Below are 4,214 nucleotides of genomic sequence, written 5' to 3'. Positions count from 1 at the left end.
ATCCGATTCAGATTTTCTTTGATGGCCGAGGCGATAAATGATCTGGTCCGGGGTAAAAGATCTGCCTGGGCGGCATGAAAATTCCATCGACTCACAGCGGCACATACCTCATCCAGGACCTGGGTTACATCTTTTCTTGTCAGACCAGCCCGAACCCCAACTTGCAATACCTCTTCCCGGCCGGGATATCTGCCTTCTCCAAGCACGGTCATGGAATGTTCGCCTCCCGGTCCGGGAGCATAGGTCAGATCATAAGCAGGTGCGAGATTCCATTCACCATCATCGTTCATGATAAAGGAAAAGTTTTTTACATGATCGTCACGGTTGTGGGCCAGAATATTGAAAAGCATCATCCTGAATCCGGCAAGCAGATCCTGGTTGTTTCGGGTCAATACATTGATAATTTTGAAAAGATCTTCATAATCGCTGCAGGGAATTCTGAAGTTGGCATGGATGAGATTGCCAAAGGTGTGCACATGGAAACGATGGTTATTTTTCCTGTCAAAGCGTTTGACTCCGAAGAAAGATTGACCGTCAACGGTCTCGAACAGTCGTGTTTTAGGCATGCGTATGCCTGCCTCCCTAGCCATCAGTGAATAGGCATATTCAAGGGGACCACTGTCCTTGAAATCATTTACCGCAGCAAATTTGACTATCCAGTGCTCAAAGCCGGACGGAAGATCCGTTTCCCCTGAAATCAGAATATCCCCATGCACCCCGACCAGCACCTTGGGCCGGGCACCTGCGGGACTTCCTCCTGCCCGCATGAGACGAGGCAGAACGGTGTTTGTTTTTCCGATAAGAACCTGCCTGGACTCTTCAGCGAGGCCTTGCAGGTCAAAAGGAACATCATCTTTTATGATGGGAGCAGCAGGCTGATAGGTCAAGGCTCCCATGGTGTCATTTCCCAGAAAAGCGAGCCTATCGAGGACGGAAATCCGAGCGGGATCAATTCCCTTTTTTCTGAAAAAGCGATCCATGAGCAAGAGCCCCCATCCATCCGGCAGGGAGTCATCAAAAAGGCCGAATATCGGGCCGAATGCATGATCCGTATGCTCATGCAGTCCAGGCTCAGGAGGAAGTTTGAAAGGAGAAAGCCAGAGCGGTTTATGCAGAAAGCCGGGCTCGTATTCAAAAAAAAGGCAGGAGCCTTTTTCTGCGAGCTGACCGACCGTTTGCACATCGCCTGGCCCACGATGCAAAAAAACATTCAATGTTTTCAAACAGACCCCCGTTTGGGCCTTGTGCGGTCCAGGTTCTGAAGTTCTTTGATGGAGTTCGCCCTGGGAGGCTTTAAAATCTCGCTTACTTCATCGAGTCTGCCCAGGGTAAAGACCAGTTTTAAAAAACCTGACATGGAAATTTTGCCGGTCTGTTCAAACCGTTTCAAACTCCCTTCGCTCACGCCGGAACGCTGAGCCAATGTTTTCTGTTTCCATTTTTTGGCCAAACGCAGTTCCCTGACCCGCCTGGCCAGTTCGACAGCAACTTCTTCGGGAGTGATCAGAGTAAATGATTGCATATAATAAAAGCTAATGCGGCCAAGCCGCAGTTTTAGGTTTTAGGTTTTAAGTTTTAAGTTCAAGCGGTTATAAAATTTTCTTGTTTTTTATGGCAGACTCTCGCGAGTAAGGTACTAAAATATGATCTGTAAAAGGTTAATACGCATTTAACAGATCATTATTTAGCTCTTATTAAAGTAAAAGGCAAGAAGGAAGGAAAGGATGCAGCAGGCAGGAGACCTTGTTTCTTGACAGCCCGCATCACCTCGCTTGAGTGGGGCACGGAACGTTGATACCACAGAGAAAGAGCGCAACTTGACTGCACATAGCATATGCGCATATTGAATAAGGAATAGGAATACCCGGATAATCCAGGAGGACATATGCCGGTTATATTGTTTGAAGAAAAAGCCCCCAAAAAGGCATCCAATCTGAGCGTCAATTGCGACCTGTTACGACAGGCAAAGGACTTGGACATCAACCTTTCAGCTACCCTTGAGCAAGCCCTGATCGAAATGATCCGGGAAAAAAGGCAGGAACAATGGAAACTGGACAACAAGGATTCCATTGATGCCTATAACGAACATGTCGAACAGCATGGTGTTTTCAGTCAAAAAAGCAGGTGCTTCTGATGGCTCAATGTTCAGTCTATGAAAATATCAACCAGGAAACCCGGGAAACGATGCCCTATCTCATGGATGTGCAGAACGATTTTCTGCAGGATCTTCAGACCCGCGTCGTGATTCCCCTGTGTCCCTCACCCCCCCTGCTCGAGAAGCCTATCGATGCGTTGACCCCCACCGTTGCAATCAACGGCTCACCCTATATCGTTCTGACGCCGCAAATGGCCGGGATTCACATTTCGGATATGGGCCCGTTTGTGTGTGATCTTTCGGCATTCAGAGATCGATTCATCCGTGCCCTTGATTTTCTTTTCACTGGTTTTTGATGTGCAGGAAATGCGTCAAAAGATGGCATCAAGACTGGCTGCTGCCACGGACAACTAACCCGCAGGCCGGTCTCTATCTCTGACCAAACCGGCAGCGCCATAGCGCGTGTGCCTGTAAACAACTACGCCCACCCTGGAATTTTCCTCGGTGGGCTTTTTTAGTGTTTTTTGTAACTTGCAACCGCAGGATCAATCACCGTTTAGCGGCTATTGACTCGGTGCAGATTTGCCTGACAGGGCCTGCCGCAAACAGGGAAAAGGCGATCAGGGCCATGAAACGGCTTGGTATCACGGATATGTCGGATTCTGTACCGTGGCGGGCTGCCTTTCCTGAACTCGCCCAGGGGACCGAGGCCGGTCACGCCCTGCGTGGGGCCCGTCATCGTGCCGAACTGACCCAGGCCCGCCTTGCCGAATTGTCTGGAATTCCTCAGCGTCATATTTCTGAAATGGAAAACGCAAAACGTTCCATCGGAAAGAAAAATGCCGCCAAACTGGCGGAGATCCTTCATCTGGACAGAAGGCTGCTCCTGGGATGAAGGTACGTTGTTAGATGGATCAGACCCCACGGGTGCCTTGCTCTCGGCTGGACGGATGATTGACGGAGGCACCTTTTTGACGTACGTTTTTTTGGAATTTATAACAAACAGGGAGACAGGGGGATGAATACAGCATCACAAAACACCAAAACCGAACGGATCAACCTCCGTGTGAAAAGCAGGGCCAAGGAGTTGATAACCCTTGCCGCGGGTTTTGAAGGGAAAACCGTCAGCAACTTTATTTTGACCAGTGCTTTGAAGCATGCGGAGAAAACAGTCCAGGAGCATCAGTCGATGTCCCTGAACGCCAAAGAATCGCAGGCCTTTTTGGGGGCGCTTTCCGGACCTGTGCGGTTCACAACCAAACTATCAGAAGCCTTTGAAGAATACGACCAGCGTGTTGTTGCAAAATGAAACACTCTCAGGATCTGATTATCGAGCCGCTGCAGGCTGATCACGACCGGACAGGCTTTTCGTGTCATGAAGAGGCACTGGACCGTTATATCCATAAGCAGGCAGGACAGGATATACGACGCGGCATCAGCCGTGTCTTTGTTGCGGTTCGGCTCGACAAACCCAGGGAGATAGTGGGATATTATAGCTTGAGTGCATTATCCATTGCCTTGAACCAATTGCCCGAAAATATGGCCCGAAGGCTTCCCAGGCATCCGATTCCAGCCGCCCTGATCGGCAGGCTTGGTGTCAGCAAACGGGCACAGGGTTGTGGTATCGGCAGGATGCTGCTTGTAGATGCCATCCAGCGAACCCTGTCAGTCCGTGATCAGATTGCGATCCATGCCATGGTGGTCGATGCCGTGGATGATACTGCCAGAGCATTTTATGAACAGTACGGGTTTAAAAGATTGACGGATTGTAGCAACCGATTGTTTTTGCCTTTACACTCCCTGTAATACAATTTCCGGAAGAACGTTGCATGCCATGGTAGCCCGGGATCAGGAAAGCAATACTATCTGGTTGATAACATTGTATGAACCCACCAGCGAACGCTGGGATGAAGAATTCAGAATCAGGAGACAGTGACATGGCCTGTCCACTCTGCAAAGGGAAAATGGAGATTGGAACGACTATCCTCCCTTTTGAAATGAACAATGGCAAGGTGATTGTGATTCTTAACGTGCCCGCTCGAATCTGCGAACAATGCGGCGAGGAGAGAGCGTTAAACATCTTCCAGGAGGAGTTGAAACCGTGAGAACGACAGCAGAC

Annotated in this window: 8 protein-coding genes; 6 read left to right on the top strand and 2 right to left on the bottom strand. The window is 49.4% G+C overall.

Annotated elements, in window-relative coordinates; genetic code table 11:
* Positions 1 to 1,223 (bottom strand): type II toxin-antitoxin system HipA family toxin (locus tag ACY692_RS14315; protein WP_462326058.1); only part of this gene is annotated, 1,223 nt, incomplete at its 3' end.
* Entirely contained in the window at positions 1,220 to 1,522 is a 303-nt protein-coding gene (locus ACY692_RS14310) for a helix-turn-helix domain-containing protein (protein ID WP_462326057.1), read from the bottom strand. The genes ACY692_RS14315 and ACY692_RS14310, both read right to left, overlap by 4 nt.
* Before the next feature lie 363 nt (positions 1,523 to 1,885).
* Here ACY692_RS14310 and ACY692_RS14305 point away from each other — a divergent pair, with 363 nt between their 5' ends.
* The 6 genes from ACY692_RS14305 (at position 1,886) to ACY692_RS14280 (ending at position 4,200) form a co-directional block, all read left to right on the top strand.
* Positions 1,886 to 2,134 (top strand): type II toxin-antitoxin system CcdA family antitoxin, encoded by a 249-nt coding sequence (locus ACY692_RS14305; protein ID WP_462326056.1) that lies wholly within the window; start codon positions 1,886 to 1,888, stop codon positions 2,132 to 2,134.
* Positions 2,134 to 2,451 (top strand): CcdB family protein, encoded by a 318-nt coding sequence (locus ACY692_RS14300; protein ID WP_462326055.1) that lies wholly within the window; start codon positions 2,134 to 2,136, stop codon positions 2,449 to 2,451. Before ACY692_RS14305 ends, ACY692_RS14300 begins: the two co-directional genes overlap by 1 nt.
* A gap of 272 nt (positions 2,452 to 2,723) precedes the next feature.
* On the top strand, positions 2,724 to 2,990 hold the full coding sequence (locus tag ACY692_RS14295) for a helix-turn-helix transcriptional regulator (protein ID WP_462326054.1): 267 nt from the start codon (positions 2,724 to 2,726) through the stop codon (positions 2,988 to 2,990).
* A 123-nt stretch (positions 2,991 to 3,113) separates the two neighbouring features.
* Positions 3,114 to 3,404, top strand: a complete 291-nt coding sequence (locus ACY692_RS14290; protein WP_462326053.1) for a type II toxin-antitoxin system TacA family antitoxin — start codon at positions 3,114 to 3,116, stop codon at positions 3,402 to 3,404.
* Positions 3,401 to 3,901 carry a GNAT family N-acetyltransferase gene (locus ACY692_RS14285; protein WP_462326052.1) on the top strand — a complete coding sequence of 167 codons (501 nt, stop codon included), beginning with the start codon at positions 3,401 to 3,403 and terminating at the stop codon, positions 3,899 to 3,901. The genes ACY692_RS14290 and ACY692_RS14285 overlap by 4 nt, the downstream gene beginning before the upstream one ends.
* 131 nt (positions 3,902 to 4,032) lie before the next feature.
* Complete coding sequence (locus ACY692_RS14280) at positions 4,033 to 4,200, top strand: YgiT-type zinc finger protein (RefSeq protein WP_462326051.1); 168 nt, start codon at positions 4,033 to 4,035, stop codon at positions 4,198 to 4,200.
* Positions 4,201 to 4,214: the final 14 nt, after the last annotated feature.

This window comes from Desulfoplanes sp., from assembly GCF_054921335.1.
This window is presented reverse-complemented; position numbering and strand designations above follow the sequence as displayed.

Excerpts from the sequence above, each read along its gene's own strand:
- ACY692_RS14310 (WP_462326057.1), bottom strand. The coding sequence starts at position 1,522 with ATGCAATCATTTACTCTGATCACTCCCGAAGAAGTTGCTGTCGAACTG.
- ACY692_RS14305 (WP_462326056.1), top strand. The coding sequence starts at position 1,886 with ATGCCGGTTATATTGTTTGAAGAAAAAGCCCCCAAAAAGGCATCCAAT.
- ACY692_RS14300 (WP_462326055.1), top strand. The coding sequence starts at position 2,134 with ATGGCTCAATGTTCAGTCTATGAAAATATCAACCAGGAAACCCGGGAA.
- ACY692_RS14295 (WP_462326054.1), top strand. The coding sequence starts at position 2,724 with ATGAAACGGCTTGGTATCACGGATATGTCGGATTCTGTACCGTGGCGG.
- ACY692_RS14290 (WP_462326053.1), top strand. The coding sequence starts at position 3,114 with ATGAATACAGCATCACAAAACACCAAAACCGAACGGATCAACCTCCGT.
- ACY692_RS14285 (WP_462326052.1), top strand. The coding sequence starts at position 3,401 with ATGAAACACTCTCAGGATCTGATTATCGAGCCGCTGCAGGCTGATCAC.
- ACY692_RS14280 (WP_462326051.1), top strand. The coding sequence starts at position 4,033 with ATGGCCTGTCCACTCTGCAAAGGGAAAATGGAGATTGGAACGACTATC.